The sequence below is a fragment of the Streptomyces sp. NPDC042336 genome, from assembly GCF_055581985.1.
The window spans coordinates 349,470-375,514 of sequence record NZ_JBVJEA010000002.1 but is presented as its reverse complement, the minus strand read 5'-3'; the positions used below and the strand labels follow the sequence as shown (position 1 = coordinate 375,514).

The following is a 26,045-nucleotide window of genomic DNA, read 5'->3' as shown; positions in this document are numbered from 1 at the left end:
GCTCACAGCTGGCCGACATCGGTGACACGGACGATCGCACGGCCCTCCGCGTCGGAGGCGGTGAGGTCGACCTCCGCACTGATGCCCCAGTCGTGGTCGTCGTTCGGGTCGTCGAAGATCTGCCGCACGCGCCACAGCCCGTTCTGCGGCTCTTCCTCGATGATCAGCAGCTTGGGACCGCGGGCGTCCGGGCCGGTGCCGAGCTCGTCGTACTCGTCCCAGTACTTGTCCATGGCCTCGCCCCACGCGTCGGCGTCCCAGCCCGCGTCTGCGTCCATCTCGCCCAGCTCACCGACCTGGTCGAGGGCGGCGAGCTCGACACGGCGGAACATGGCGTTGCGGACCAGCACCCGGAAGGCGCGCGCGTTGGCGGTGACCGGCCGTACCTGGTCGGCCTTCTCCTGAGCCTCCTCGGCGGTCATCTCCTCCGGGTTGGCGAGCTGCTCCCACTCGTCGAGGAGACTGGAGTCGACCTGGCGCACCATCTCGCCGAGCCACTCGATCAGGTCCTGGAGGTCCTCGGACTTCAGGTCGTCCGGCACCGTGTGGTCGAGGGCCTTGTAGGCGCTCGCCAGGTAGCGCAGCACGATGCCCTCGGTGCGGGCCAGTTCGTAGTGGGAGACCAGCTCCGTGAAGGTCAGTGCCCGTTCGTACATGTCCCGGATGACCGACTTCGGCGACAGCGGATGGTCACCGACCCAGGGGTGGCTCCTGCGGTACGTGTCGTAGGCGTGGAAGAGCAGCTCCTCCAAGGGCTTCGGGTACGTGATGTCCTGGAGGCGCTCCATGCGCTCCTCGTACTCGACGCCGTCCGCCTTCATCGCGGCCACGGCCTCACCGCGCGCCTTGTTCTGCTGGGCGGCGAGGATCTGCCGCGGGTCGTCCAGGGTGGACTCCACGACCGACACCATGTCCAGCGCGTACGACGGCGACTCCGGGTCCAGCAGTTCGAAGGCGGCCAGGGCGAACGTGGACAGCGGCTGGTTCAGCGCGAAGTCCTGCTGGAGGTCCACCGTGAGACGCACGATGCGCCCCTCCGCGTCCGGCTGGTCCAGCTTCTCCACGATCCCGCCGTCCAGCAGCGAACGGTAGATGGCGATGGCCCGCCGGATGTGCCTGAGCTGCTGCCTGCGCGGTTCGTGGTTGTCCTCCAGCAGGTGCCGCATCGCGGAGAAGGCGTCGCCGGGGCGGGCGATCACGGACAGCAGCATGGTGTGGGTGACCCGGAAGCGGGACGTCAGCGGCTCCGGCTCCGAGCCGATGAGCTTGTCGAACGTGCTCTCCGACCAGGCGACGAACCCCTCGGGAGCCTTCTTCCGGACGACCTTCCGCCGCTTCTTCGGGTCATCACCGGCCTTGGCCAGCGCCTTCTCGTTCTCGACGACGTGCTCGGGCGCCTGGGCGACCACGAACCCCTCCGTGTCGAACCCGGCACGCCCGGCACGCCCCGCGATCTGGTGGAACTCCCGAGCCCTCAGCGTGCGGACCCGGGTGCCGTCGTACTTGGTCAGCGCCGTGAACAGCACGGTCCGGATCGGGACGTTGACGCCCACGCCCAGCGTGTCCGTTCCGCAGATCACCTTCAGCAGGCCGGCCTGCGCGAGCTTCTCCACCAGCCGCCGGTACTTGGGCAGCATGCCGGCGTGGTGGACCCCGATGCCGTGGCGCACGTAGCGGGAGAGATTGCGGCCGAACTTCGTGGTGAAGCGGAAGTTGCCGATGAGGTCGGCGATCCGCTCCTTCTCCTCGCGCGTGCACATGTTGATGCTCATCAGCGCCTGTGCCCGTTCCACGGCCTGCGCCTGGGTGAAGTGCACGATGTACACGGGCGCCTGCCGGGCGGCCAGCAGATCGGTGAGGGTCTCGGTGAGCGGGGTGTAACGGAACTCGTAGGAGAGCGGCACGGGACGGGTGGCCGAGCGGACCACCGCGGTGGGACGGCCGGTACGGCGCGCGAGGTCCTTCTCGAAGAACGAGACGTCACCGAGGGTCGCCGACATCAGGACGAACTGGGCCTGCGGCAGTTCCAGCAGAGGGATCTGCCAGGCCCACCCGCGGTCCGGCTCCGCGTAGAAGTGGAACTCGTCCATGACGACCTGACCGATGTCCGCGTGCTTGCCGTCACGCAGCGCGATGGACGCCAGGACCTCGGCCGTGCAGCAGATGACGGGGGCGTCGGAGTTCACGGAGGCGTCGCCGGTGAGCATGCCCACGTTCTCGGTGCCGAAGATCTTGCACAGCTCGAAGAACTTCTCCGATACCAGCGCCTTGATCGGAGCCGTGTAGAAGGTGACCTCGTCCCGGGCCAGAGCGGCGAAGTGGGCGCCCGCCGCGATCATGCTCTTGCCGGAGCCGGTGGGCGTCGACACGATCACGTTCGCGCCGGAGACCACCTCGATCAGCGCCTCCTCCTGATGGGAGTAGAGCGTGAGACCGCGCTCCCGGGCCCAGGCCTCGAAGGCTTCGTACAAGGCATCGGGGTCGGCGGTCCGCGGCAGCTGATCGATGAGGGTCACGCCCCCATCTTGCCTGCCACGGGCCGCGATGGGGGAATCGGCTGTCCGCGTGAAGATCACGAACGCTACGCTGGGTCGCCGGCGCGGCAACCGCGGACCTGGACAACTGCACAGCGGCACACGAGGAATGGGGCGGGCAACGGCGATGATGGGACCAGCACACTCACTGTCGGGCGCCGCGGCGTGGCTCGGCGTCGGGGCGGCGACCGCCGCCGCGGGGCAACCCATGCCCTGGCCGGTGCTGCTCGCCGGAGCCCTGATCTGCGCCGGAGCGGCGCTCGCGCCGGACCTCGACCACAAGGCGGCCACCATCTCCCGGGCCTTCGGACCGGTCTCACGGGGGCTGTGCGAGATCGTCGACAAGCTGTCCTACGCGGTCTACAAGGCCACGAAGAAGCCGGCCGACCCACGCCGCTCCGGCGGACACCGCACGCTGACGCACACCTGGCTGTGGGCGGTCCTGATCGGCGCGGGCACGTCGGTCCTGGCCATCAAGGGTGGCCGTTGGGCGGTGCTGGCGATCCTCTTCGTGCACATGGTGCTGGCCATCGAGGGCCTGCTCTGGCGGGCCACCCGCGGCTCCAGCAGCGATGTGCTGGTCTGGCTGCTGGCCGGGACCAGCGCGTGGATACTCGCCGGCATCCTCGACAAGCCGGACGGTGGCGCGGACTGGCTGTTCACGGCGCCGGGCCAGGAGTACCTGTGGCTGGGGCTGCCGATCGTGCTGGGCGCGCTGGTGCACGACATCGGGGACGCGCTGACCGTTTCGGGCTGCCCGATACTCTGGCCGATACCGGTGGGCCGCAAGCGGTGGTACCCGATCGGCCCGCCGAAGGCCATGCGGTTCCGAGCGGGCAGCTGGGTGGAGCTGAAGGTGCTGATGCCGGTGTTCATGCTGCTCGGGGGAGTGGGCGGCGCGGCGGCACTCAACTTCATCTGAGCGACGCGAGCCCGGCCGGCTCAGCCGGTTTCCCCGGTGTCCTGCCCCTCACCCGCGCCGTAACGCCGCTCGAAGCGGGCGACGCGTCCCTCCGAGTCCACCGTCCGCGCCTTGCCCGTGTAGAAGGGGTGGCTCTCCGAGGAGATCTCCACGTCCACCACCGGGTACGTCTCGCCGTCGTCCCACGCGATGGTCTCGTCACTGGTCGCGGTGGACCGGGTCAGGAAGGCGTACCCGGCACTGCGGTCCCGGAAGACGACGGGCCGGTAGTCGGGGTGCTTGTCCTGCTGCATGGCTGCTCCTCGTACCGCGCGGTTCATTGGAGCGACGGCACGGGGCTGCCGTCGCGAGTGGTCTCAGCCGGGCAGGGAGTCCTCGTCGACCACGTGCATCGCTGCCTCCTCGGCGGAGGCGGCCGCGCCGTCGATGCCCACGTCCATGGCGACCAGCGCCGGCTCCTCGTCCTCGTGCGCCCCTTCGTCGGGTGCCACCAGCCGGCCGGAGCGGTCCGCGCCGACTTCGTTGTCCAGCAGTTCCCCGTCGGTGCCGTCTGCGTCGCCCAGCCCGTCGCCGTCGGGCGCGAGCTCGTCCGGCCGCTCCTCGGCGAGCCGCTGGTCCAGCGTCTCGCCGCGGCGACGCTCAGCGGCCGTCACACCGGTGTGCTCCACCGCCCAGGGGCGCTCGGGCGGCGACCAGCCCCGGTCGAGGGGGTCGTCGACACCGTCCTCCTCGAGGGTGTCCTCACCGTCGAGCAGCCCGGTGTCCTCCCGCTGCTCGGATCCGTCGGGCTGGTAGACGTCATCTCCCCATCCGTCGACGCTGTTCACGGACACCTCCAGGGGGTGGGGACCGGCCCCTTCTCACCGTGGACCGCGGCGGGTCGCCGCTGCACGGGGCACAGGCCTCACCCATCGCGGAACCGCCCGGTTCCCGGGCCTGGCTCGAGCCGGTGCCTTCCTCCAGCCTTCCACTCCCTTTCGGGACCGCGCAACGCCACGGACCCCGCCGGGGGACGCGTCAGGCCTGCCCCACCGGCTCCACCGGCCCGGCCGACCCACGCCGACCGCCCCGGCACCGGAGGCGCGTCCGGCCCCGGCCCTCCACGTGGCCTCCCGCCGAAGCGCCGTCCGACTCGTTCGACTCATCGGCCTCGTGCGACTCGTCCCGCGTCGCCGTCCCGGACTCGACCTGGCCGGAGCAGGGTGGCGACGGCCGGGTCCGGCCCCGGCCGGCCCCGCCCCGCGTCGGCCGAGCCCGCCCCGGCCACCTCGTCCGGAACCCGCCCGCCCCGAAGGGGCGCCACGTGGCTACCCGTGCCAGGACCGCCACAGCGCCGCGTAGGCGCCGTCCGCCGCGACGAGTTCCTCGTGGCTGCCCAGCTCACTGATCCGCCCGTTCTCGACCACGGCGATGACGTCCGCGTCGTGGGCGGTGTGCAGACGATGGGCGATCGCGATCACCGTGCGTCCGTCCAGGACCCGGGCCAGGGACCGTTCGAGATGGCGTGCGGCCCGTGGGTCGAGCAGGGACGTCGCCTCGTCCAGCACCAGGGTGTGCGGGTCGGCGAGCACCAGGCGGGCCAGCGCGATCTGCTGGGCCTGCGCCGGGGTGAGCGTGAAGCCGCCCGAGCCGACCTCGGTGTCCAGCCCTTCGTCGAGTCCGCGCGACCAGTCGTCCGCGTCGACCGCCCCCAGCGCCGCCCACAGCTCGGCGTCGGTCGCGCCGGTCCTGGCGAGCCGGAGGTTGTCGCGCAGGGAGCCCACGAAGACGTGGTGCTCCTGGTTGACGAGGGCGACGTGCGAGCGGACCCGCTCAGCGGACATCCGGGACAGCTCCGCGCCGCCCAGGGTGATCCGGCCCTCGCGGGGCCCGTAGATGCCCGCGAGCAGCCTGCCCAGCGTCGATTTGCCGGCGCCCGAGGGACCGACCAGGGCCAGCCGGGTACCGGGGGCGACCTCCAGCGACACCTTGCGCAGCACGTCCACCCCCTCGAGGTAGCCGAAGTGCACCCGGTCGGCGTGCACGTGGCGTCCGTCGGGGGCCAGCGTGCCGTCACCGGCGTCCGGCTCGATGTCCCGCACGCCCACCAGCCGGGCCAGGGAGACCTGGGCCACCTGCAGCTCGTCGTACCAGCGCAGGATGATGCCGACCGGGTCGACGAGCATCTGCGCGATCAGGGCGGCCGTGGTCAGCTGGCCGACCCCGATCCAGCCCTGGAGGACGAAGACACCGCCGATGAGCAGGACGGAGGCGAGTACGGTCACATGGGTGACGTTGATGACGGGGAAGAGCACCGACCGCAGCCAGAGGGTGTAACGCTCCCAGGCCGTCCACTCCCTGATCCGGCGCTCCGACAGCTCGATGCGACGGGCGTCCAGACGGTGGGACTCGACGGTGCGCCCGGCGTCCACCGTCTCGGCGAGCGCGGCGGCCACCGCGGCGTACCCGGCGGCCTCCGAACGGTAGGCGGAGGGCGCCCTGCGGAAGTACCAGCGGCAGCCGATCACCAGCAGCGGCACCGCGATCAGCACCGCGGGCGCCAGCGGCGGCGCCGTGACCACCAGGCCACCGAGCAGCAGCACCACCCACACGACGCCGATCGCGAGCTGGGGCACGGCCTCGCGCATGGCGTTGGCGAGCCGGTCGATGTCCGTGGTGATCCGGGACAGCAGGTCGCCCGTGCCGGCCCGTTCCAGCACGCCGGGCGGCAGCCCGACCGAACGCACGAGGAAGTCCTCGCGCAGATCGGCCAGCATCCGCTCGCCGAGCATGGCCCCCCGCAGCCGTACCTCGCGCACGAACACGGCCTGCACCACGAGGGCGAGCACGAAGAGCGTGGCCGTGAGGCCGAGACGCAGCTCCTGCGCGTCGTCCGAGACCCGCTCCACGAGCCCGCCCAGCAGGTAGGGGCCCGCCATGGAGGCGATCACGGCGACGGTGTTGACGGTGACGAGGAAGAGGAACGCACGACGATGCCGGCGCAGCAGTTCTCCCACGTACGCGCGCACGGTCGGGCGGGCGCCGACGGGCAGGGTGCTCGCGGTCGTGGGTGCCGCCGGGTCGTAGGACGGTGGCGCGACGCCGATCATGCCGTCTCCTCGATCTCTTCCAGTCGGTGCAGTACGTCGTCGTCGCTCAGGGCGCCGTCGCGGACGTCGGTGAGGCCGTCGTCGGCCGGCGACCGCGCCGGCTTCCTGCCGGCCGGTACGGCGTCGGGGTGCGCCGCGGCCTCCTCGTCGGTCTCGCGGGTCACCACCGCCCGGTACCGGGGCTCGGTGTGCAGCAGTTCCCGGTGGGCGCCGACCGCGGCGACCTCGCCGTCGTGCAGGAACACGATCCGGTCCGCGCGGTCCAGCAACAGCGGCGACGAGGTGAACACCACGGTGGTGCGCCCCGCGCGCAGCGCCCGCACGCCCTCCGCGATCCGCGCCTCGGTGTGCGAGTCGACGGCCGAGGTGGGCTCGTCCAGGACCAGCGCCTCCGGGTCCGTGATCAGTGACCGGGCCAGTGCCAGCCGCTGGCGCTGGCCACCCGAGAGCGAACGGCCCCGCTCGGTGATGCGGGCGTCCATCGGGTCGTCGGCGCCGAGCGAGCCCTGCGCGAGCGCCGCCAGCACGTCACCGCACTGGGCGGCGGCCAGCGCGTCCTCGGCGGCGACCGCACCGGACGCGGGCACGTCCAGCAGCTCGCGGAGCGTTCCGGAGAGCAGCACCGGGTCCTTGTCCTGCACCAGGACCGCGGTGCGCGCGGACTTCAGGGGCAGCTCGTCCAGTGGCACCCCGCCCAGCTGGGCCGACGCGCCCTGCTCCGAAGGATGCCCGCCGAGCCGTTCCGCCAGCCGCCCGGCCGCGTCCGGGTCACCGCACACCACGGCGGTGAGCCGGCCCGCCGGGGCCAGCAGACCGGTGGCCGGGTCGTACAGGTCCCCCGTGGGGGTCTCGGCGGCACGCGAACCCCCGGTGTCCGTGGCGCGTTCCAAGGACAGCACCCGTGCGGCCCGCTTGGCCGAGGGCCGGGAGAAGGAGTACGCCATGGCGATCTCCTCGAAGTGCCGCAACGGATAGGTGAGGATCATGACCGAGCTGTAGACGGTGACGAGTTCGCCGACGCCGATGCGGCCCTCGCGGGCCAGGTGCACGCCGTGCCAGACCACCGCGATCAGCAGCAGTCCCGGCAACAGCACCTGGATCGCGGAGATCAGGGACCACATGCGGGCACTGCGCACGGCCGCGTGGCGCACCTCCTGGGAGGCGCTGCGGTAGCGGTCGAGGAAGAGTTCCTCGCCGCCGATGCCGCGCAGCACGCGCAGTCCGGCGACGGTGTCCGAGGCGAGTTCGGTGGCGCGGCCCGCCTTGTCGCGCTGGACGTCGGCCCGCCGGGTGGCCCGGGGCAGCAGGGGCAGCACCGCGAGGGCCAGCACCGGCAGGCCCACGATCACGACGACGCCGAGCGCCGGCTCGTAGACGACCAGCGCCACGCAGACCAGCACGATGGTGAGCGCGGCGGCGGTGAAGCGGGAGAGGGCCTCCACGAACCAGCCGATCTTCTCGACGTCGCCGGTGGACACGGCCACGACCTCACCGGCCGCCACGCGTCGGGTCAGCGCCGAGCCCAGCAGCGCCGTCTTGCGGGCCAGGAGTTGCTGGACGCGGGCCGCGGCGGTGATCCAGTTGGTGACGGCGGTGCGGTGCAGGAAGGTGTCGCCGAGTGCGTTGCCGACGCAGCACAGGACCATGACGCCGCCCGCGAGGGCGAGCCGGCTGCCGGAGCGGTCGACGACCGCCTGGATGGCGAGACCGACACAGAAGGGCAGGGCGGAGACGGAGGCGAAGTGCAGCAGGCCCCAGGCCAGTGACTTGAGTTGGCCACCGAGCTGGTTGCGGAACAGCCACCACAGGAATCGGGGGCCCGAGCGTGCGTCCGGCACACCCGGGTCGGGATACGGAAGGTCTTGGATTTGCATGACGTCCCAGTGGCTCGTGTCAGGGGGTGCCGTGGCCATACGGCATCAAGAGGCTGCAAACCGTGAAAGGTTCGCGTCGCCGCATGCCCAAAATCAAGCGGTTTTCCGCGATGGGGCACGAATCCGGCTGCGCGCCGCCGCGTGCCGTCCGCCGGCGTCGGCAGTGGTCCACCCGCCCCCGTCCGCAACCGTCGTGACGACCTGCCCGCCGGGAGTGCGACGATGGACGAATGGCACGTGGTGGTGGACGGCGTACGGCGGTCGCGGTGGCGGCCCTTGGATCCCTGCTGGCGGTGACGGCGCTGTCCGCCTGCGGCGGCCCGTCTCAGGACGGCGCGGACTCCCGGGCGAGCGGACCCCCCGGCGGGAGCGGCCGGAGCAGTGCGGCGTCCGACCCGACCAGGATCCCCGGCGTCGGCGACCGGCTCCAGGAGCGGATCCCCAGCGACTCGCGCCAGGTCGTCGCGGTGTACGGGGACGGAAAGGATTCCGCCGACTCCACGGTCGTGCTCTACACGAAGCAGGGCTCCGCCTGGCACCGCGCCAGGAGTTGGGCGGCGCACAACGGCACGAAGGGGTGGACGACCGACCACCACGAGAACGACAAGCGCAGCCCCGTCGGGGTGTTCACACTCAGCGACGCGGGCGGCGTGCTCCCGGACCCGGATCCGGCCCCCGGCACGGGGCTGCCGTACAGCAGATCCGCGAGCTTCGCGGCACCGCGGTGGTGGGCGAAGCCGTACTGGCACGACTTCGACTACGTCATCGCCATCGACTACAACCGCGTCAAGGGCACCCCGCCGAACGACCCGACCCGCCCCGAGGGCGCCTCGAAGGGCGGTTCGATCTGGCTGCACATGGACCACGGCAGCGGCACGTCGGCCTGCGTCAGCCTGCCCAAGCCGGCGATGGAGTACCTGCTGCGCACCTTGGACCCGGACCGGCACCCCGTGGTGGTCATGGGGGACAGGGCGCACCTGAAGGCCTGAGCGCGCACCTTCCGGCACGCGGCACCGCCAAGATCGTCCGTCCCCACCGATCGCCGGGATTGCTTAGATCGCCCGGATCACGCCGTCCGGCAGCCCTCGCCCGTGCCGGACCCGGGCTCGTGCCCGTCGATCAGGGTGTCCAGCAGTCCGCCCAGTACCGCGCGCTGCTCGTCCGTCAGCGGGGCCAGGATCTCCTCGGCGGCGGACCGGCGCGCACCGTGCAGTTCCCCGAGGGCGGCGCGTCCGTCGTCGGTCAGCTCGATCCGGATGACCCGGCGGTTGGCGGGATCCGGGGCGCGGCGCACTTTCCCGGCCGCTTCGAGCCCGTCGACCAGGGTCGTCACCGCCCGGGGCACGACCTCCAGGCGCTCGGCGAGGTCCGCCATGCGCGGGGGCGAGCCGTAGTGTGCCAGCGTGCGCAGCAGCCGGGACTGGGCCGGGGTGATGCCGAGGTCGCGGTGCTCGAGATGGCGCTTCTGGATGCGGTGCACCCGGCGGGTGAGTCGCAGCAGCTGCTCGGCGAGCAGGCCGTCGGGATCGGGGGCGGTCATGGGGGAACAATATCAGGATGATGTTCATTGTGAGCATAGGTAACAATGACCTATGATCCGTGAGGTCCGAGAATGCCTGCCGCAGGCCCTGGAGGTCTGCGCTCCGAAGGCTTCGCGGGCCTCCCCTCGTCCGCCTCCGAAGGAGCCCATGCACCCCGATCGCGAATCCGCCTGGACCGCACCCGCCGACGCCGAGGAACAGCCCCGGCAGGTGCGCCGCATCCTCAAGCTGTTCCGCCCCTACCGCGGCCGCCTCGCGGTCGTCGGCCTGCTGGTCGGCGCCGCGTCCCTGGTGTCGGTCGCCACGCCCTTCCTGCTCAAGGAGATCCTCGACGTCGCGATCCCCGAGGGGCGCACGGGCCTGCTGAGCCTGCTCGCCCTCGGCATGATCTTCGGCGCCGTCCTCACCAGCGTCTTCGGCGTGCTGCAGACCCTGATCTCCACGACCGTGGGCCAGCGGGTCATGCACGACCTGCGCACCGCCGTCTACGGCCGGCTCCAGCAGATGTCCCTCGCCTTCTTCACCCGCACCCGCACCGGCGAGGTCCAGTCCCGCATCGCCAACGACATCGGCGGCATGCAGGCCACCGTCACCTCGACGGCGACCTCGCTGGTGTCCAACCTCACCAGCGTGGTCGCCACCATCGTGGCCATGGTCGTCCTCGACTGGCGCCTCACCGTCGTCTCGCTGCTGCTCCTCCCCGTGTTCGTGTGGATCAGCCGCCGCGTCGGCAGGGAACGCCGGAAGATCACCACCCGGCGCCAGAAGCAGATGGCCGCGATGGCCGCCACGGTCACCGAGTCGCTCTCTGTCAGCGGCATCCTGCTCGGCCGCACCATGGGCCGGTCCGACTCGCTCACCCGCGCCTTCGCGGACGAGTCCGAGAGCCTGGTCGACCTGGAAGTGCGGTCGAACATGGCGGGCCGCTGGCGGATGGCCGTCATCACGATCGTCATGGCCGCCATGCCGGCCGTCATCTACTGGACCGCCGGCATCGCCCTGCAGCTCGGCGGCCCCGACGTCTCTCTCGGCACGATCGTCGCTTTCGTCTCGCTCCAGCAGGGGCTGTTCCGCCCGACCGTGAGCCTGTTGTCGACCGGTGTGCAGATCCAGACCTCGCTCGCGCTGTTCCAGCGCATCTTCGAGTACCTCGACCTGCCGATCGACATCACCGAGCGGGAGGACCCCGTCCACCTCGACCACATCAAGGGTGAGATCCGCTTCGAGAACGTCGAGTTCGGCTACGGCGGCAAGGGCGGCCCGGTGCTCGACGGCATCGACATCGCCGTCCCCGCCGGCAGCAGTCTCGCCGTCGTCGGTCCCACCGGCGCCGGCAAGTCCACGCTCGGCCACCTGGTGCCGCGGCTGTACGACGTGACGGGTGGCCGGGTCACCCTCGACGGGGTCGACGTGCGCGATCTCGATTTCGACACCCTCGCCCGCGCGGTCGGCGTCGTCTCGCAGGAGACGTACCTCTTCCACGCCTCCGTCGCCGAGAACCTGCGCTTCGCCAAGCCGGACGCCACGGACGCGGAGCTGGAGGCGGCGGCCAGGGCGGCCCAGATCCACGACCACATCGCCGCCCTGCCAGACGGCTACGACACCGTGGTCGGCGAGCGCGGCCACCGCTTCTCCGGCGGTGAGAAGCAGCGCCTGGCCATCGCCCGCACCATCCTGCGCGACCCGCCCGTCCTCGTCCTGGACGAGGCGACCAGCGCCCTGGACACCCGTACCGAGGCCGCCGTGCAGGGCGCCATCGACGCTCTGTCCGCCAACCGCACCACGATCACCATCGCGCACCGCCTCTCCACCGTCCAGGGCGCCGACCGCATCGTGGTCCTCGACTCCGGACGCCTGGCCGAACAGGGCACGCACGAGGCGTTGCTGGCGCAGGACGGGAGGTATGCCGCGCTGGTCCGCAGGGACGCCCGACTGGAGCCGACAAGATGACGATATGCCGGGTTTGTCGCTATATGGGGGTTACCGTGCCCGCATGCAGATGAACACACCGCCACGGAGCGCGAGAAGCGTGAGAAGCGCGCGGAGCGCCAGAGGTCCCAGAGGGAGCCTCGGAAGCCCCACAGGCCTCGGAGGTCCCAGAAGCCCCAGAAGCCCCAGAAGCCCCAGGAGAGCGGTCCGGCTGACGCGCCGGGGCCGTATCGCCCTGATCGCGGTCGGCGCCGTCGTAGCCGGTACCGCCGTGGCGGTGCCGTTGCTGACGGCGGACGAGGAGGGCGAGTCCCGTCCCACCTCCCTGGTGATCCCGGAGGGCTGGCGGGCGACCCAGATCTACGGCGCCGTCGACAAGGTGCTCGCCCTGCCCGCGGGCACCACCAAGAAGTCCCTCGCCAAGGCCGGCCTCAAGCTCCCGAACGACGCCGAGGGCAACCCCGAGGGCTATCTCTTCCCCGCGACCTATCCGCTGGGCGAGAACCCCACCCCGGAGAAGCTGCTTGCCGCCATGGTCGACACGGCGAACAAGAAGTTCACCGGCGCGCCGGTCGCCGCGGGCGCCCAGCGCAACGCGCTGAACGTCTACCAGGCGGTCACCATCGCCAGCATCGTGCAGGCGGAGGCCGCCGCCAAGGAGGACATGGGCAAGGTGGCCCGGGTGATCTTCAACCGGCTGGAACGCGGGATGCCGCTGCAGATGGACTCCACCATCAACTACGCCCTGGACCGTTCCACCCTGAAGACCACCGACAAGGACACGAAGATCGACAGTCCGTACAACTCGTACCAGCGCATGGGGCTGCCGCCCACCCCCATCGCCAATCCGGGCGACGAGGCGATGAGTGCCGCGATCAACCCGACCCCCGGTGACTGGCTCTACTTCGTCACGGTCAAGCCGGGCGACACGCGCTTCACCGCCGACTACGCCGAACACCAGCGCAACGTGGACGAGTTCGACCGACTGCAGCAGAGCGCCTCGAAGCAGGCCGGGGCCGAGGCCGCCAAGTGACCGGTCGGGGCGTCACGCGGCGACCGGCTCCCCCTCGGCCAGCAGCCGTCTGATGTCCCGCACGGCCGCGCGTCCCGCCCGGTTGGCGCCGATGGTGCTGGCGGAGGGCCCGTAGCCGACGAGGTGGATACGCGGGTCGGCGACCGCGCGCGTGCCCTCGACCCGGATGCCGCCGCCCGCCTCCCGCAGCCGTAGCGGCCTCAGATGGTCGACGGCGGCCCGGAACCCGGTCGCCCACAGGATGACGTCCGCGGCCACCCGCCGCCCGTCGCTCCACTCCACCCCCTCCGGGGTGATCCGGTCGAACATGGGCTGCCGGTCCAGCACCCCGGACTCCAGTCCGGCCCGCACCGCCTCGTTCAGCGGCAGCCCGGTCACCGACACGACACTCTTCGGCGGCAGCCCCTGCCGCACCCGTTCCTCCACGAGCGCCACCGCCGCCCGGCCCGCGTCCTCGTCGAAGGGCCCCTCGCGGAAGACGGGGGGCCTCCTGGTCACCCACGTGGTGGCCGCCGCGTACGGGGCGATCTCCAGCAGGTGCTGCGTGCCCGAGGCACCGCCGCCGACCACGACCACGCGCCGGCCCGCGAACTCCTGTGGCCCGGCGTACTGCGCGGTGTGCAACTGCCGCCCCCGGAAGGTCTCCTGTCCCCGATAGCGCGGCCAGAAGGGCCGGTCCCAGGTACCGGTCGCGTTGATCAGCGCGCGCGTCGACCAGGACCCGGCCGACGTCTCGACGAGCAGCCGTCCGTCCGCCCCCTCGCGCACGGCGCGCACATCGACCGGCCGCAGCACCCGCAGGTCGAAGGTCCGCTCGTATTCGGCGAAGTACCCGCTCACCACCTCGGCGGACGGCCGGGCCGGATCCGCGCCGGTCAGTTCCATCCCCGGCAGGGCGTGCATGCCGTGCACCTTGCCGTACGTCAGGGACGGCCAGCGGAACTGCCAGGCCCCGCCGGGCCCCGGGGAGTGGTCGAGCACCACGAAGTCGCGCTCGGGCTCGAAGCCCGTGCGCCGCAGGTGATAGGCGGCGGCGAGCCCGGCCTGACCGGCCCCGATGACGACGACCTCGACCTCGCGTGTGTTGTTCACGGTTCTACCAACGGCGTGGCAGGCCCCGATCTTCCCCCGGTGTCAGGATGGGGTCATGCCAGATGCCTTCACCACCCGAGTCCTCAACCTCGCCACCGGCTCGGCGGAGCGGGTCGCCGACATCACCGGTGACTGCGAGTCCTTCCTGCGCGAGGCGGCGTCCGGTCGCGACGGCCTCCTCAACGTCTTCGTCCCGCACGCCACCGCCGGGATCGCGATCATCGAGACCGGCGCCGGCAGCGACGACGACCTGCTGTCGGCCCTGCACACCCTGCTCCCCGCCGACGACCGCTGGCAGCACCGCCACGGCAGCCCCGGGCACGGCCGCGACCACGTCCTGCCCGCCTTCGTAACCCCGCACGCCACGCTGCCGGTGATCGGCGGCCGCCTGGAGCTCGGAACCTGGCAGTCGGTGTGCCTGGTGGACACCAATCGGGACAACCCCGATCGTCAGGTGCGGTTGTCGTTCCTCGGGTGAGGCCGCCACGGGACGACGTGCACACCGGACACCGTACGGGCCCGGCCGGATACGAGTGGCACGAGAACGTACTGGAGCGCGACGAGATCGTGCGCTGCCTGACCGAGCCCGGCACGACGACCGCTCCCGAGCACGCGGACGCGCCGTCGGACCGGGCCGGGGATCAGGCGTCCGCGCGGGTCCGGCCCCGGACCACCAGGTGCTTCACCAGCGGCCAGGCCAGCAGCAGCACGATCACCGCGTACACCGTCACCGAGAACGGCGTGTTGACCAGCCCCGTCACGCTGCCGTCGCTGATCTGCAGGGCGCGACGCAGCTGCTGCTCGGCGTTGGGGCCGAGGATGACGCCGATCACGGCGGGCAGAACGGGCAGCCCGTAGCGGCGCATTCCGAACCCGATCAGACCGATGACCAGCAGGATCACCAGGTCGACCACCTCACCGCCGACGGCGTACGCGCCGACCGCCGCGAAGAACATGATCCCCGCGTAGAGGTACGGCCGCGGGATCCGCAGCAGCTTGGCCCACACCGGCGCCAGCGGCAGGTTCAGGGCGAGCAGCAGCACCATGCCCACGAACAGCGAGGCGATCAGGCCCCACACCAGCTCGGGCTCGCGCTCGAAGAGCAGCGGCCCCGGCTGGATGCCGTACTGCTGGAAGGCGGCCAGCATCACCGCGGCGACCGCCGTGGTCGGCAGGCCGAGCGTCAGCATGGACACCAGCGTGCCCGCGGCCGAGGCCGACGCCGCCGACTCGGGGCCCGCCACGCCCTCGATGGCGCCCTTGCCCCACTCGTCCTTGTGCTTGGACAGCCGCTTCTCCGTGACGTACGACAGGAACGTGGGGATCTCCGCGCCGCCCGCCGGGATCGCACCGAACGGAAAGCCGATGAACGGACCGCGCAGCCAGGACTTCCAGGTGCGCTTCACATCATCGCGGCCGAGCCAGGGACGGCCCACCGGTATCGGTTCGGCCCCTCCGCGCCGCAGGTGGGCCGCCACCCACAGCGCCTCGCCGATCGCGAACAGACCGACCGCCACGATCACCACGTCCACGCCGTCGGCGAGTTGCAGCGAACCGAAGGTCAGCCGCTGCTGGCCCGTCATCTGGTCCAGGCCCACGAGGCCGATCGTCAGACCGATCAGCAGTGAGGCCAGGCCCCTGATCCGCGACGAACCCAGCACCGAGGTCACGGCGATGAACGCCAGCACCATGATGGCGAAGTAGTCCGGCGCACCGATGTCCACCGCCAGGTCGGCGACCGTCGGAGCGAGCGCCACCAGCAGGATCGTGCCGATCATGCCGCCCGCGAAGTGACCGATGGCCGCGGCCGCCAGCGCCTGTGCGCCGCGCCCCGCCTTGGCCATGGGGTTGCCCTCCATGGCCGCGACCACGGCGGCGCTCTCGCCGGGGGTGTTGAGCAGGATGGAGGTGGTCGAACCGCCGAACATCGCGCCGTAGTAGATGCCCGCGAACATGATGAACGCCGCGACCGGATCGAGGCCGTACGTCACCGGCAGCAACAGCGCCACCGCCATCGCCGGGCCGATGCCGGGCAGCACGCCGATGGCCGTGCCGAGCAGCACACCGAGGGCGGCCCACAGCAGGTTCAGCGGCGTCAGGGCCGTGCCGAACCCGTCCATGAGGGAGTTGAGGGCGTTCATGTCAGAGCACTCCCATCAGCGGACCGCCGGGCAGCGGCACGCCGAGCAGCTTGTCGAAGACGACATAGGTGATCAGGGACAGCACCGCGGCGATCAGCGGATCGCGGTCCACGCGGCGACTGCCGAGCGCGAAGGCGGCGCCCCAGAAGAGCAGCGCACCGGCGACGGGGAAGCCGGCCGGCTCGATCAGGGCGGCGGCGCCGAGGAAGATCCCGGACAGCAGCAGCACCGTGCGCCAGTCGGCCGGTTCGGACAGGTCGATGTCCTCGCCGCCCTCGGCCTCGCCCCGGCCGCCGCGCAGCACGTCGACGGCGAGCAGCGCGGCGATCACCAGCAGGCCGATGCCGACCACGACCGGCACGGTCTTCGGGCCGACCGGGCCGCGCTGGGTGATGTCGACGTCCATGGTGAGCGCGTCGGTCAGCACGAGCACGCCGAGCGCCAGCAGCAGGGCGCACACGCCCAGTTCGGAGTGGTCGCGCAGCCACGAGCGACGGCCGGTGGCCGTGCCCTCGCCGTCCTCGGGGAGTTCGGTCGGCGTCGTCACAGTCCCAGCTCCTTCAGCACCGACACCACACGCTTGTCCTGCGCCTCCAGGAAGTCGCCGAACTCCTCACCGGTCAGGAACGCGTCGTCCCAGCCGTTCTGGTCCATGGACTTCTTCCACTCGGGCGAGCCGTGCAGTTCCTCGAACAGGCGGATCAGCTTGTTCCGCTGCGCCTCGGACAGACCGGGCGGGGCGACGATGCCGCGCCAGTTGGTGAAGTCCACGTCGTAGCCCGACTCCTTGAGCGTGGGAGCGTCCCTGAGGTCGTCCACCCGCTCGGGACCGGTCACCGCGAGCACCCTCAGTTCGCCCGCCTTGATCTGGTCCAGGTACTCGCCGACTCCGGAGACCCCGAAGCCGACCTTGTTGCCCAGGATCGAGGCGAGCAGTTCGCCGCCGCCGTCGAAGGGGATGTAGTTGACCGACTTCGGCTGGATCCCGGCGGCCTGTGCCATCAGCATCGGCGCGAGGTGGTCGGGCCCGCCCGGCGACGAACCGCCGCCCACCGGGATCTTCCCCGGGTCCTCCTTCCAGGCGTCGATCAGCTCGCCGATCGTCTTGTAGGGCGAGTCCTTGGCGACCACGACGACGTCCTGCTCCTCGGTGAGCCGCGCGATCGGCGTGGCGTCGGCGAGGGTCTTGGGCGCGTGGTTGGAGCGGGCGGCGCCCACGACACCGAGGCCCATGGACATGGCGAGCTTGCCGTTTCCGTGCTCGCTCACCAGCCGGCTCAGGCCGACGGTGCCGCCCGCGCCGGGCAGGTTGAACACCTCGATGTTGTGCGTGAGCCCGGCGTCCTCGGCGTTCTTCGCGGCCGTGCGGGCGGTGATGTCGTAGCCGCCGCCGGGCGTGTTGGGGACCATGAAGCGCAGGCCCGGAATCTGGGTGCCGGAATCCGAGTCGTCGCCCGAGGAGAGCAACGGCGGTCCCGCCAGTACGAGCACGGCGGCCCCGAGCAGGGCAAGGGGGGTGCGCAGGCGCACGTGTGACACCACCTGTCGGTTGGGTAGTTCGGTACGGGGAGCCCTGTGGGGGAGGGTGACGTGGGCCACATGGTGCCCGCGCGCCCGCCGTCTGTCTTCCTTGCGGAACCAAGGGAGGTTGTGTTCATTGCGGTCGCCGGAACCGGTCGGCCGACATCGCTTTCGGATCGCCGCTTCATTGCGAAGCAGGCACATCCCTTTCCTTCGTCGCAGGTGGGCGCCATGATGGCGACTCGGCCCCCCGCCCCTCAGCCAGCCCGAGAACGAGTCCGCCGTGGCCCCCACCTTCCGCCGTCAGACCCTCGCGGGCGAGATGCTGGTCCTCCAGCTCGCCATCGTGGTGGTCGTCCTGCTCGCGGTGGCCGCCGTCTCGCTCGCCCAGTCCAAGGCCACCTTCAACCGCGTCGAGGGCCGCCGGGTCACCGCCCTGGCCGAACAGCTGGCCGCCACGCCGCTGGTCCGCAGCCAGTTGCTGCGCCCGGTGCCGCAGGAGGCCCTCGCCCCGCTGGTCAACGCCACGCAGACCCAGTCCGGGGTCACCTCCGTCACGGTGGCCGATGCCGACGGCCGCGTCGTCAGCTCCACCGACCCGACGCTGATCGGCGCCCGGCTGCCGCGCGGCGCGGGCGCCGGTGTCTCGAGCGGCTGGTCGGGGCCGCTGACCGTGCAGGGCAGCCGGGAGCTCGTCGCCCAGGTCCCGGTGCTCGGCGCCACCCGGCAGACGCTCGGCCGGCACCTCGGCACGGTGATGGTCGGTGAGGCCGACCCGACGGCGTGGCAGCGCCTCAGCGGTGCCTCCTCCTACCTCCTCGCCTACCTCGGCATCGCCAGCGGTCTCGGGGTGGCCGGTTCCTGGCTGCTGGCCCGGCGTGTCAAACGGCAGACCCTCGGCCTGGAGCCGCGCGAGATCGCGGGCCTGGCCGAACACCGGGAGGCCATGCTGTACGGCATCGCCGAGGGCGTCGTCGCCCTCGACCCGCAGCACCGGCTCACCCTGGTCAACGAGATGGGCCGGCGCCTGCTCGACCTGCCCGCCGACTGTGTGGGCCAGAGCCTGGACGGCCTCGGCATCGACGGCCGGCTGCTCGACGTCCTCGCCGGCGTCACCTCCGAGACGGCCGAGCCGCGCGACGAGGTCGTCGTCCGCCGCGGCCGGGTCCTGGTCATGAACCGCATGACCGTCACCAAGGACGGCCGCCCGTTCGGCTCGGTCACCACCCTGCGCGACCGCACCGAACTGGCTCGCCTGGAGCGGGAGATCGGCTCCTTCCGCAGCACCTCCGAGCTGCTGCGCGCCCAGGCCCACGAGTTCGCCAACCAACTGCACACCATCTCCGGGCTCATCCAGATCGGCGAGCAGGACGAGGTGGTGCGCTACGTCCGCGGGCTCAACCAGCGCCGCCAGTCCCTGGACGTCACCCTCAGTCGCCGGGTCCGGGACACCGCCGTGGCCGCGCTGATCACGGCGAAGTCCTCCCTCGCGGCCGAGCGCAGGGTCGCCCTGCGCGTCTCGGACCGTACGGCGCTGGACCGGCTGGAGCCGGCCGACGCCGCCGATGTGGCGACCGTGGTCGGCAACCTCGTCGACAACGCCGTGGACGCCGCCGCGCCCCCGGACGACGCCCACGAGGCCTGGGTCGAGGTCGAGCTGCGGCAGGACGCCGCCAGCGTCGAGATCGTGGTCCGCGACTCGGGGCCCGGCGTGGCGCCCGAACTGGCGCGGGAGGTCTTCTCCCACGGCTTCACCACCAAGGCCGCCCGGCAGGGCGAGCGCGGTATCGGCCTGGCGCTGACCCGGCTGGTCTGCGAACGTCACGGCGGTGAGATCTCGGTGACCAACACCCCCGAGGGGGCCATGTTCACCGCACGCATGACCGTCAGCCACCTCACCGACGCGGTGGCGGAAGGAGCAGCACCATGACGGCTACGAGCGGCACGCCCGACGCGACCGCGAGCGCCGCACCCCGCGGGACGACCCGCGCCGCCGCACCGATCGGCGTGCTCGTGGTCGACGACGACTTCATGGTGGCCCGCGTCCACCGCGCGTTCGTCGAACGGGTCGAGCCCTTCCGGGTCGTCGGCGCGGCCGGCACCGGGGAGCAGGCGCTGACCGCCGTCGCGGAACTCCGCCCCGACCTGGTCCTGCTCGACCTGTACCTGCCGGACGTCTTCGGCCTCGACGTCATCCCGCGGCTGCGTGCCGCGGGCCACGACTGCGACGTCATGGTCATCAGCGCGGCCCGGGAGGCGGACGCGGTGCGCGGCGCCGTGCGGCACGGTGTCGTCGACTACCTCCTCAAGCCCTTCGAGTTCGAGGACCTGCGGGTCCGGCTGGAGCGCTACGCCGTTCTGCGGGGCCGGCTGCTCGGCACGGTGGTGCGCAGCCAGGCCGACGTCGACCGGGTCCTGGCCGGGGCCGCGGCACCGGCCGCACCGGCCCCCACGCTGCCCAAGGGCATGAGCGTGGAGACCGCCGGACTCGTCGAGCGGACCCTGCGCGAGGCCGACGGCACCCTGTCCGCCAGCGAGTGCGCGGCGCTGACCGGCATCTCCCGGGTCAGCGCGCGCCGCTACCTGGAGTACTTCCACACCGTGGGCAGTGCGGAGGTCTCCCTGCGCTACGGGGCGGCGGGCCGCCCCGAGCGCCGCTACCGCTTCCGGGGCGCGGTCACCGGCCCGGCGCTCCGACCCGCAGGCCGTCCATGACGAAGTCCAGGAACCGGGTGACCCGCGGCTGCCAGCCGTCGCCGGGATCGATCAGCCAGAGGCCGCCGATGACGAGGAAGAAGTCGTCCGAGGAGACCCCGGGGCGGATGGTGCCGGCCTCCTGGTTGGCCCGCAGCAGAAGCTCGGCCGCCTCCATCACCGGCGCGGGCTCCGGCTTCTCCGGTCCGCCGGGCGCGCTGGTGACCAGCCGGATCGCGTCCGCCAGCCCGGCCTTGGTCATGGCGAACCGGGCCAGGTGGTCCAGCCACTCGCGCAGGGCCCGCTCGGGGTCCAGGGCGGCCAGCAGCGCGGGCGCGGCGTCGGCCACCTGCCGCATCTCGTAGCGGTACACCTCCAGGACGAGGGCCTCGCGGTGCGGGAAGTTGCGGTAGAAGGTGCCCTGCCCGACGCCCGCCTTCTTGGCGATGGCGCTCAGCGGGACGTTCGCGCAACGCGTCAGTTCCTCCGTGGCCACGCGCAGGATGCGCTCGCGGTTGCGCTGTGCGTCCGAGCGCAGAGGCGCGTCCGCCTTGTCCCTCTTCGATGGCGACACTCGCCCTCCTCCCGGGTTCGTGGCCGAATCCCGTCCTTGCTAACCGGACAACTGTCCGTTACGTTTCCAGTGAGCGGACAGTTGTCCGGTTACCCGCCCAGTCTAGCGGCGGACGCGGCCGCGAGAACCGGCCGGTGGCCGACCGGCCGCGGATGACCCCCCACTGCCTACAGCCCGTTTCTCCCTGACAACAGACGCCCCCTGTCACCGGACACCAAAGAAGGCTGACCATGGCCCCAACGCCCTCGTCGACGTCCAGCGCCATCACCCTGAACATCAACGGCGAGAAGCACCAGCTGACCGTCGACCACCGCACCACCCTGCTCGACGCCCTGCGCGAGCGCCTGGATCTCACCGGCACCAAGAAGGGCTGCGACCAGGGGCAGTGCGGCGCCTGTACCGTCCTGGTCGACGGGCGCCGCGCCGTCTCCTGCCTGAACCTCGCCGTCGCCGCCGAGGGACGCGAGATCACCACCATCGAGGGCATGGCCGAGGGCGACCGGCTGCACCCCGTGCAGCAGGCCTTCCTCGACCTCGACGGCTACCAGTGCGGCTACTGCACCCCCGGGCAGATCTGCTCGGCGATCGCGGTCATCGAGGAGCACGCGGCCGGCTGGCCCAGCGCCGCCACCGAGGACGTACGCCCCGAGGCCGGACCACCGCCCCTGACGCCGGACGAGATCCGCGAACGGATGAGCGGCAACCTGTGCCGCTGCGGCGCCTACGTCTCCATCGTCCAGGCGGTCACCCGCGCCGCCGAGGCCCACGAGGCCGCGGCCCACGACGACGACCGTGCCGACCGGCGCGAGACCACCGAGGAGACGGCCGCATGAGGGAATTCGGATACCAGCGCGCCGAAGACGTCTCCGGCGCCGTCGCCCTGCTCGCCGCCGACCCGGACGCCCGCTTCCTCGGCGGCGGCACCAACCTCGTCGACCTGATGAAGACCGGCGTCGAGCGCCCCGCCCGGCTCGTCGACGTCCGAGAACTCCCCCTGGACGGCATCGAGGAGACCGCGGACGGCGGCCTGCGCATCGGCGCCACCGTCACCAACAGCGACCTCGCCGCCCACCCCGACGTACGCCGCCGCTACCCGGCCCTGACCCAGGCGGTCCTGGCCGGCGCCTCCGGCCAGCTGCGCAACATGGCCACCGTAGGCGGCAACCTCCTCCAGCGCACCCGCTGCGGCTACTTCACCGACCTGAGCAAGCCCTGCAACAAGCGTGCCCCCGGCAGCGGTTGCTCCGCGCTCACGGGCGAGCACCACAACCACGCCGTCCTGGGCGCCTCCGACCACTGCGTGGCCGTCCACCCCTCCGACATGGGCGTGGCCCTCGCCGCCTTCGACGCCGTCGTCGGCTACGAAACCCTCGACGGGCCCGGCGAGCTGCCGCTGGCCGACTTCTACCTCCCGGTCGGTGACACCCCGCACCGCGAGACCGCCCTGCCGCCCGGCGCGCTGATCACCGGCATCACCCTGCCGGCCGCCGCGGTCGCCGCCCGCTCCCGCTACCGCAAGGTGCGCGAGCGTGCCTCGTACGCCTTCGCGATCGGCTCGGTCGCCGCCGCGCTCGACGTCGAGGACGGCGTCGTGCGCGAAGCCCGGCTGGCCTTCGGCGCGGTCGCCTCGCGGCCCTGGCGGGCCCGCGCGGCCGAGGCCGTACTGACCGGAGCACCGGCCGACGGCGACACCTTCGCCGCCGCCGCGGACGCCGAACTCGCGGCCGCCAGGCCGCTGCCCGACAACGGATACAAGGTGACCCTCATGCGCAACCTCGTGGTGGCCGTCCTGACCGAACTCGCCGAGGAGACCGCCCGATGACCACCGCCACGACCGGCCGTGCGGCGCTCAAGGGCGTCGTCGGCACCCCGCACACCCGCGTCGAGGGCCGCGACAAGGTCACCGGAGCGGCCCGCTACGCGGGCGAGATCCCCTTCGCCGACCTCGCGCACGGCTGGCTGGTGCTGTCCACCGTCGCCCGCGGCCGGATCCGCGCGATCGACACCGAGCCCGTCCTCGCCATGCCCGGCGTACTGGCCGTCCTGCACCACGGCAACGCCCCGCGCGTCGAGACAGACTACACCGGCCTGCTCGGCATGGCGCCGGACCCCACCGCCGCCGTCTTCCAGCAGGACCGGGTGCACCACGTGGGCTGGCCGGTCGCCCTCGTCGTCGCCGAGACGCCCGAGCAGGCCCGGGAGGCCGCCGAGGCCCTCGTCGTCGCCTACGACGAGGAACCCCACGACACCGCCCTCACCACCGGCCACCCTGGTGCCCACCCGGCCGGCGGGGTCATGCCCGGCGAGACCGCCAAGGGCGACCTGGAGGCCGGCCTCGCCGCCGCCGCGGTCGTGGTGGACGAGGAGTACACCACCCCCGAAGAGCACCACAGCATGATGGAGCCGCACGCCGCCACCGCCCTGTGGGACGGCGGCCGGCTGGAGGTCGTCGACTCCAACCAGGGCACCACCTGGATCCAGGGCGAACTGGCCAGCATGTTCTCCCTCGACGCCTCCGCGGTACGGGTGCGCTCCGAGCACATCGGCGGCGGCTTCGGCAGCAAGGGACTGCGCGCCCACCAGGTCGCCGCCGTGATGGCCGCGACCGAGTTGCAGCGGCCGGTGCGCGTGGTCATGACGCGGCGGCAGATGTTCTCGCTGGCCGGCTACCGCAGCCCCACCCTCCAGCGCGTGCGGCTCGGCGCCGACGCCGACGGCCGGCTGCGCGCCCTGGAGCACCGCTCGCTGAACCAGACGTCCACCGTCTACGAGTTCGTCGAGCCCAGCGCGGGCGTGGCCCGGGTGATGTACGACGCCGACGCCCACCACACGGCCAACGAGGTCGCGCCGCTCGACGTGCCGTCACCGACCTTCATGCGCGCGCCGGGCGAGGCACCGGGGTCCTTCGCCATCGAGTCGGCCCTCGACGAACTCGCCGAGCGCACCGGCATCGACCCCATCGCACTGCGCCTGCGCAACGAACCCGAGGTCGGCCCGGTCTCCGGCCTGCCCTTCAGCAGCCGCAACCTGGACGCCTGCTTCCGCGAGGGAGCCCGGCGGTTCGGCTGGGCGCAGCGCGACCCGCGCCCCGGCACGCGCCGGGACGGGCGCTGGCTCCTTGGCACGGGCACGGCCGCCGCCTCCTTCCACGCGGGTGCCGGTCCCTCCACGGCCCTCGTCACCGCGCAGGCCGACGGCGGCTTCACCGTGCGGATCGCCGCCGCCGACATCGGCACCGGCGCCCGTACGGCGCTCACCCTGGTCGCCGCCGACGCCCTGGAGGTCGCGCCCGACCGGGTCCGGGTCCGGATCGGGGACAGCGACTTCGGCCCCGCGATGATCGCGGGCGGCTCGATGGGCACGCGTTCCTGGGCCTGGGCGATCAGGGAGGCGGCCCGCGAACTGCGGGAGCGGCTGGCCCTCGGCACGACGATCCCGCCGGAGGGCATCACCGTACGGTCCGACACCACCGAGGCCCTCGGTGCCCTCGCGCAGAAGGAACGGCACTCCTTCGGCGCGCAGTTCGCCGAGGTCGCCGTGGACCCCGCCACCGGTGAGGTGCGGGTGCGCCGCATGCTCGGCATCTTCGCGGCCGGCCGGATCGTCAACCCGCTCACCGCCCGCAACCAGCTCGTCGGCGGCATGGTCTGGGGCATCTCCATGGCCCTGCACGAGGAGGCGGTCCGGGACCGGACCAGCGGCGGCCTGTACGCCCCCGACCTCGCCGGCTACCACGTGGCCACCAACGCCGACGTGGGCGACATCCAGGCCGACTGGGTCGACGACCCCGACCCCGACGACCCGGTCGGTATCAAGGGCGTCGGCGAGATCGGCGTCGTGGGCGCCGCGGCGGCCGTCGCCAACGCCGTCTGGCACGCGACCGGCGTACGCCACCGCAACCTGCCGATCAGGCCGGACCGGGTGCTGTCGGCGGGGGTGCCCGCGGCAGAGGGCGGCCCGCATGCTTGACATCGCCGACGAGCTGAACGGCTGGCTGACGCAAGGGCGGGAGTTCGCCGTCGCCAGTGTCGTCTCGGTGGGCGGCAGCGCACCGCGCGGGCCCGGCGCGGCCCTCGCCGTCGACCGCGACGGCACGGTGATCGGCTCGGTCTCCGGAGGCTGTGTGGAGGGCGCGGTGTACGAGCTGTGCACCGAGGCCCTGGACAGCGGCGAGAGCGTGCGCGGGCGGTTCGGCTACAGCGACGAGGACGCCTTCGCGGTCGGGCTGACCTGCGGCGGGGTGATCGACGTGCTGGTCACGCCGGTCGGCGCGGACGCGCCGTCGCGCGAGGTGTTCCGGGCGGCGCTCTCCACCGCCGCCCGGGGCGGGACCGTGGCCCTCGCCCGGGTCGTCCGGGGCCCGGCCGAGCTCCTGGGCCGGGCGCTGCTGGTCCGTCCCGACGGCACCCACGAGGGCGGTCTCGGCGGACACCCCGACCTCGACCGCACCGCGGCCGCCGAGGCGGGTGCCCTGCTGGACGCCGGACGCACCGGCACGGTCGGGCTCTCGGAGGACGGGTCGCACTGCCCCGGCGGGCTCACCCTCCTCGTCGAGTCCAGCGTGCCGCCGCCCCGCATGATCGTCTTCGGCGCGGTCGACTTCGCCGCGGCGCTGGTGCGGGCCGGGAAGTTCCTCGGGCACCACGTCACCGTGTGCGACGCCCGGCCGGTCTTCGCCACGCGGGCCCGCTTCCCGGAGGCCGACGAGGTCGTCGTCGACTGGCCGCACCGCTATCTGCGGCAGACCCCCACCGACGAACGCACGGTGCTGTGCGTACTCACCCACGACGCCAAGTTCGACGTGCCGCTGCTGACCGAGGCCCTGCGCAGGCCCGTCGCGTTCGTCGGCGCCATGGGCTCGCGCCGCACCCACGAGGACCGCCACCGCCGGCTGCGGGAGGCGGGCCTGACCGAGGACGAGCTGTCCGGGCTGCGCTCACCGATCGGCCTCGACCTCGGCGCGCGCACCCCGGAGGAGACGGCCCTGTCCATCGCAGCGGAGATCGTCGCGGCCCGGCGCGGCGGAACGGGCGTACCCCTGACGGGCGGTTCGGCACCGATCCACCGGGAGCGGGAGGTGACGGGGGCGGCCGCCTGAGGG

General features: G+C 72.4%; 22 protein-coding genes. 11 read left to right on the top strand and 11 right to left on the bottom strand.

Annotated features, from left to right (window positions below; genetic code table 11):
* Positions 1-2: 2 nt before the first annotated feature.
* Positions 3-2,516, bottom strand: coding sequence for a DEAD/DEAH box helicase (locus ACZ6IM_RS06730; protein WP_052837054.1), 2,514 nt, complete (start codon positions 2,514-2,516; stop codon positions 3-5).
* A gap of 145 nt (positions 2,517-2,661) precedes the next feature.
* Here ACZ6IM_RS06730 and ACZ6IM_RS06725 point away from each other — a divergent pair, with 145 nt between their 5' ends.
* Positions 2,662-3,456, top strand: a complete 795-nt coding sequence (locus ACZ6IM_RS06725; protein ID WP_052837055.1) for a metal-dependent hydrolase — start codon at positions 2,662-2,664, stop codon at positions 3,454-3,456.
* Between the two features lie 20 nt (positions 3,457-3,476).
* Here ACZ6IM_RS06725 and ACZ6IM_RS06720 read toward each other — a convergent pair whose 3' ends face one another.
* From ACZ6IM_RS06720 to ACZ6IM_RS06705, 4 genes are all read right to left on the bottom strand, one after another.
* Complete coding sequence (locus ACZ6IM_RS06720; RefSeq protein ID WP_052837056.1) at positions 3,477-3,749, bottom strand: type B 50S ribosomal protein L31; 273 nt, start codon at positions 3,747-3,749, stop codon at positions 3,477-3,479.
* 63 nt (positions 3,750-3,812) lie between these two features.
* Positions 3,813-4,283 carry a DUF5709 domain-containing protein gene (locus ACZ6IM_RS06715; RefSeq protein ID WP_469554595.1) on the bottom strand — a complete coding sequence of 157 codons (471 nt, stop codon included), beginning with the start codon at positions 4,281-4,283 and terminating at the stop codon, positions 3,813-3,815.
* A 480-nt stretch (positions 4,284-4,763) separates the two neighbouring features.
* A complete protein-coding gene (locus tag ACZ6IM_RS06710) occupies positions 4,764-6,545 on the bottom strand; it encodes an ABC transporter ATP-binding protein (RefSeq protein WP_469554594.1) in 1,782 nt (593 codons plus the stop codon).
* On the bottom strand, positions 6,542-8,419 hold the full coding sequence (locus ACZ6IM_RS06705; protein ID WP_469554592.1) for an ABC transporter transmembrane domain-containing protein: 1,878 nt from the start codon (positions 8,417-8,419) through the stop codon (positions 6,542-6,544). Before ACZ6IM_RS06705 ends, ACZ6IM_RS06710 begins: the two co-directional genes overlap by 4 nt.
* Before the next feature lie 230 nt (positions 8,420-8,649).
* On the opposite strand from ACZ6IM_RS06705, the gene ACZ6IM_RS06700 reads away from it, so the two are divergent.
* Positions 8,650-9,408: a hypothetical protein gene (locus ACZ6IM_RS06700; RefSeq protein WP_469554590.1), complete on the top strand. Its 759-nt coding sequence runs from the start codon at positions 8,650-8,652 to the stop codon at positions 9,406-9,408.
* Between the two features lie 77 nt (positions 9,409-9,485).
* Here the strand turns inward: ACZ6IM_RS06700 and ACZ6IM_RS06695 are convergent, their stop codons facing one another.
* A complete protein-coding gene (locus tag ACZ6IM_RS06695; protein WP_052837062.1) occupies positions 9,486-9,959 on the bottom strand; it encodes a MarR family winged helix-turn-helix transcriptional regulator in 474 nt (157 codons plus the stop codon).
* 148 nt (positions 9,960-10,107) lie between these two features.
* Between ACZ6IM_RS06695 and ACZ6IM_RS06690 the strand changes: the two genes are divergently transcribed.
* Both ACZ6IM_RS06690 and mltG read left to right on the top strand, forming a co-directional pair.
* Complete coding sequence (locus ACZ6IM_RS06690) at positions 10,108-11,910, top strand: ABC transporter ATP-binding protein (protein WP_052837063.1); 1,803 nt, start codon at positions 10,108-10,110, stop codon at positions 11,908-11,910.
* A 190-nt stretch (positions 11,911-12,100) separates the two neighbouring features.
* On the top strand, positions 12,101-12,922 hold the full coding sequence (gene mltG / locus ACZ6IM_RS06685) for an endolytic transglycosylase MltG (RefSeq protein WP_469555250.1): 822 nt from the start codon (positions 12,101-12,103) through the stop codon (positions 12,920-12,922).
* Positions 12,923-12,934: 12 nt separating this feature from the next.
* On the opposite strand, the gene ACZ6IM_RS06680 is transcribed toward mltG, so the two are convergent.
* Positions 12,935-14,014 carry an NAD(P)-binding domain-containing protein gene (locus ACZ6IM_RS06680; protein ID WP_052837065.1) on the bottom strand — a complete coding sequence of 360 codons (1,080 nt, stop codon included), beginning with the start codon at positions 14,012-14,014 and terminating at the stop codon, positions 12,935-12,937.
* 55 nt (positions 14,015-14,069) lie between these two features.
* Between ACZ6IM_RS06680 and ACZ6IM_RS06675 the strand changes: the two genes are divergently transcribed.
* The gene (locus ACZ6IM_RS06675; RefSeq protein ID WP_469554588.1) at positions 14,070-14,492 is read left to right on the top strand and encodes a secondary thiamine-phosphate synthase enzyme YjbQ; all 423 of its coding nucleotides are present in this window, start codon (positions 14,070-14,072) and stop codon (positions 14,490-14,492) included.
* Between the two features lie 163 nt (positions 14,493-14,655).
* Here the strand turns inward: ACZ6IM_RS06675 and ACZ6IM_RS06670 are convergent, their stop codons facing one another.
* The 3 genes from ACZ6IM_RS06670 to ACZ6IM_RS06660 are packed head-to-tail and all read right to left on the bottom strand — an operon-like array spanning position 14,656 to position 17,685.
* Complete coding sequence (locus tag ACZ6IM_RS06670; RefSeq protein WP_052837067.1) at positions 14,656-16,155, bottom strand: tripartite tricarboxylate transporter permease; 1,500 nt, start codon at positions 16,153-16,155, stop codon at positions 14,656-14,658.
* A gap of 1 nt (position 16,156) precedes the next feature.
* Positions 16,157-16,702: a tripartite tricarboxylate transporter TctB family protein gene (locus ACZ6IM_RS06665; protein ID WP_052837068.1), complete on the bottom strand. Its 546-nt coding sequence runs from the start codon at positions 16,700-16,702 to the stop codon at positions 16,157-16,159.
* Positions 16,699-17,685: a tripartite tricarboxylate transporter substrate binding protein gene (locus ACZ6IM_RS06660; protein ID WP_052837069.1), complete on the bottom strand. Its 987-nt coding sequence runs from the start codon at positions 17,683-17,685 to the stop codon at positions 16,699-16,701. Before ACZ6IM_RS06660 ends, ACZ6IM_RS06665 begins: the two co-directional genes overlap by 4 nt.
* Positions 17,686-17,959: 274 nt before the next feature.
* On the opposite strand from ACZ6IM_RS06660, the gene ACZ6IM_RS06655 reads away from it, so the two are divergent.
* Both ACZ6IM_RS06655 and ACZ6IM_RS06650 read left to right on the top strand, forming a co-directional pair.
* Positions 17,960-19,606: a sensor histidine kinase gene (locus ACZ6IM_RS06655; RefSeq protein WP_052837070.1), complete on the top strand. Its 1,647-nt coding sequence runs from the start codon at positions 17,960-17,962 to the stop codon at positions 19,604-19,606.
* Positions 19,603-20,391, top strand: coding sequence for a response regulator (locus tag ACZ6IM_RS06650; protein WP_052837071.1), 789 nt, complete (start codon positions 19,603-19,605; stop codon positions 20,389-20,391). The genes ACZ6IM_RS06655 and ACZ6IM_RS06650 overlap by 4 nt, the downstream gene beginning before the upstream one ends.
* Here the strand turns inward: ACZ6IM_RS06650 and ACZ6IM_RS06645 are convergent.
* The gene (locus tag ACZ6IM_RS06645) at positions 20,354-20,944 is read right to left on the bottom strand and encodes a TetR/AcrR family transcriptional regulator (RefSeq protein WP_469554585.1); all 591 of its coding nucleotides are present in this window, start codon (positions 20,942-20,944) and stop codon (positions 20,354-20,356) included. The genes ACZ6IM_RS06650 and ACZ6IM_RS06645 overlap by 38 nt on opposite strands.
* Positions 20,945-21,174: 230 nt before the next feature.
* Between ACZ6IM_RS06645 and ACZ6IM_RS06640 the strand changes: the two genes are divergently transcribed.
* Genes ACZ6IM_RS06640 through ACZ6IM_RS06625 form a run of 4 tightly spaced genes read left to right on the top strand, consistent with a single transcriptional unit; the run spans position 21,175 to position 26,042 of the window.
* Complete coding sequence (locus ACZ6IM_RS06640) at positions 21,175-21,777, top strand: 2Fe-2S iron-sulfur cluster-binding protein (RefSeq protein ID WP_052837073.1); 603 nt, start codon at positions 21,175-21,177, stop codon at positions 21,775-21,777.
* On the top strand, positions 21,774-22,766 hold the full coding sequence (locus ACZ6IM_RS06635; protein ID WP_469554582.1) for an FAD binding domain-containing protein: 993 nt from the start codon (positions 21,774-21,776) through the stop codon (positions 22,764-22,766). The genes ACZ6IM_RS06640 and ACZ6IM_RS06635 overlap by 4 nt, the downstream gene beginning before the upstream one ends.
* Positions 22,763-24,913, top strand: coding sequence for a xanthine dehydrogenase family protein molybdopterin-binding subunit (locus tag ACZ6IM_RS06630; RefSeq protein WP_469554581.1), 2,151 nt, complete (start codon positions 22,763-22,765; stop codon positions 24,911-24,913). Before ACZ6IM_RS06635 ends, ACZ6IM_RS06630 begins: the two co-directional genes overlap by 4 nt.
* Complete coding sequence (locus ACZ6IM_RS06625) at positions 24,906-26,042, top strand: XdhC family protein (protein ID WP_052837076.1); 1,137 nt, start codon at positions 24,906-24,908, stop codon at positions 26,040-26,042. The genes ACZ6IM_RS06630 and ACZ6IM_RS06625 overlap by 8 nt, the downstream gene beginning before the upstream one ends.
* Positions 26,043-26,045: the final 3 nt, after the last annotated feature.

What these genes read in the sequence shown, in the direction of transcription:
- ACZ6IM_RS06635 (WP_469554582.1), top strand. Translation starts at nt 21,774, where the DNA reads ATGAGGGAATTCGGATACCAGCGCGCCGAAGACGTCTCCGGCGCCGTC.
- ACZ6IM_RS06640 (WP_052837073.1), top strand. Translation starts at nt 21,175, where the DNA reads ATGGCCCCAACGCCCTCGTCGACGTCCAGCGCCATCACCCTGAACATC.
- ACZ6IM_RS06675 (WP_469554588.1), top strand. Translation starts at nt 14,070, where the DNA reads ATGCCAGATGCCTTCACCACCCGAGTCCTCAACCTCGCCACCGGCTCG.
- ACZ6IM_RS06630 (WP_469554581.1), top strand. Translation starts at nt 22,763, where the DNA reads ATGACCACCGCCACGACCGGCCGTGCGGCGCTCAAGGGCGTCGTCGGC.
- ACZ6IM_RS06695 (WP_052837062.1), bottom strand. Translation starts at nt 9,959, where the DNA reads ATGACCGCCCCCGATCCCGACGGCCTGCTCGCCGAGCAGCTGCTGCGA.
- ACZ6IM_RS06650 (WP_052837071.1), top strand. Translation starts at nt 19,603, where the DNA reads ATGACGGCTACGAGCGGCACGCCCGACGCGACCGCGAGCGCCGCACCC.
- ACZ6IM_RS06700 (WP_469554590.1), top strand. Translation starts at nt 8,650, where the DNA reads ATGGCACGTGGTGGTGGACGGCGTACGGCGGTCGCGGTGGCGGCCCTT.
- ACZ6IM_RS06725 (WP_052837055.1), top strand. Translation starts at nt 2,662, where the DNA reads ATGATGGGACCAGCACACTCACTGTCGGGCGCCGCGGCGTGGCTCGGC.
- ACZ6IM_RS06710 (WP_469554594.1), bottom strand. Translation starts at nt 6,545, where the DNA reads ATGATCGGCGTCGCGCCACCGTCCTACGACCCGGCGGCACCCACGACC.
- ACZ6IM_RS06705 (WP_469554592.1), bottom strand. Translation starts at nt 8,419, where the DNA reads ATGCAAATCCAAGACCTTCCGTATCCCGACCCGGGTGTGCCGGACGCA.
- ACZ6IM_RS06720 (WP_052837056.1), bottom strand. Translation starts at nt 3,749, where the DNA reads ATGCAGCAGGACAAGCACCCCGACTACCGGCCCGTCGTCTTCCGGGAC.
- ACZ6IM_RS06690 (WP_052837063.1), top strand. Translation starts at nt 10,108, where the DNA reads ATGCACCCCGATCGCGAATCCGCCTGGACCGCACCCGCCGACGCCGAG.
- ACZ6IM_RS06625 (WP_052837076.1), top strand. Translation starts at nt 24,906, where the DNA reads ATGCTTGACATCGCCGACGAGCTGAACGGCTGGCTGACGCAAGGGCGG.
- ACZ6IM_RS06670 (WP_052837067.1), bottom strand. Translation starts at nt 16,155, where the DNA reads ATGAACGCCCTCAACTCCCTCATGGACGGGTTCGGCACGGCCCTGACG.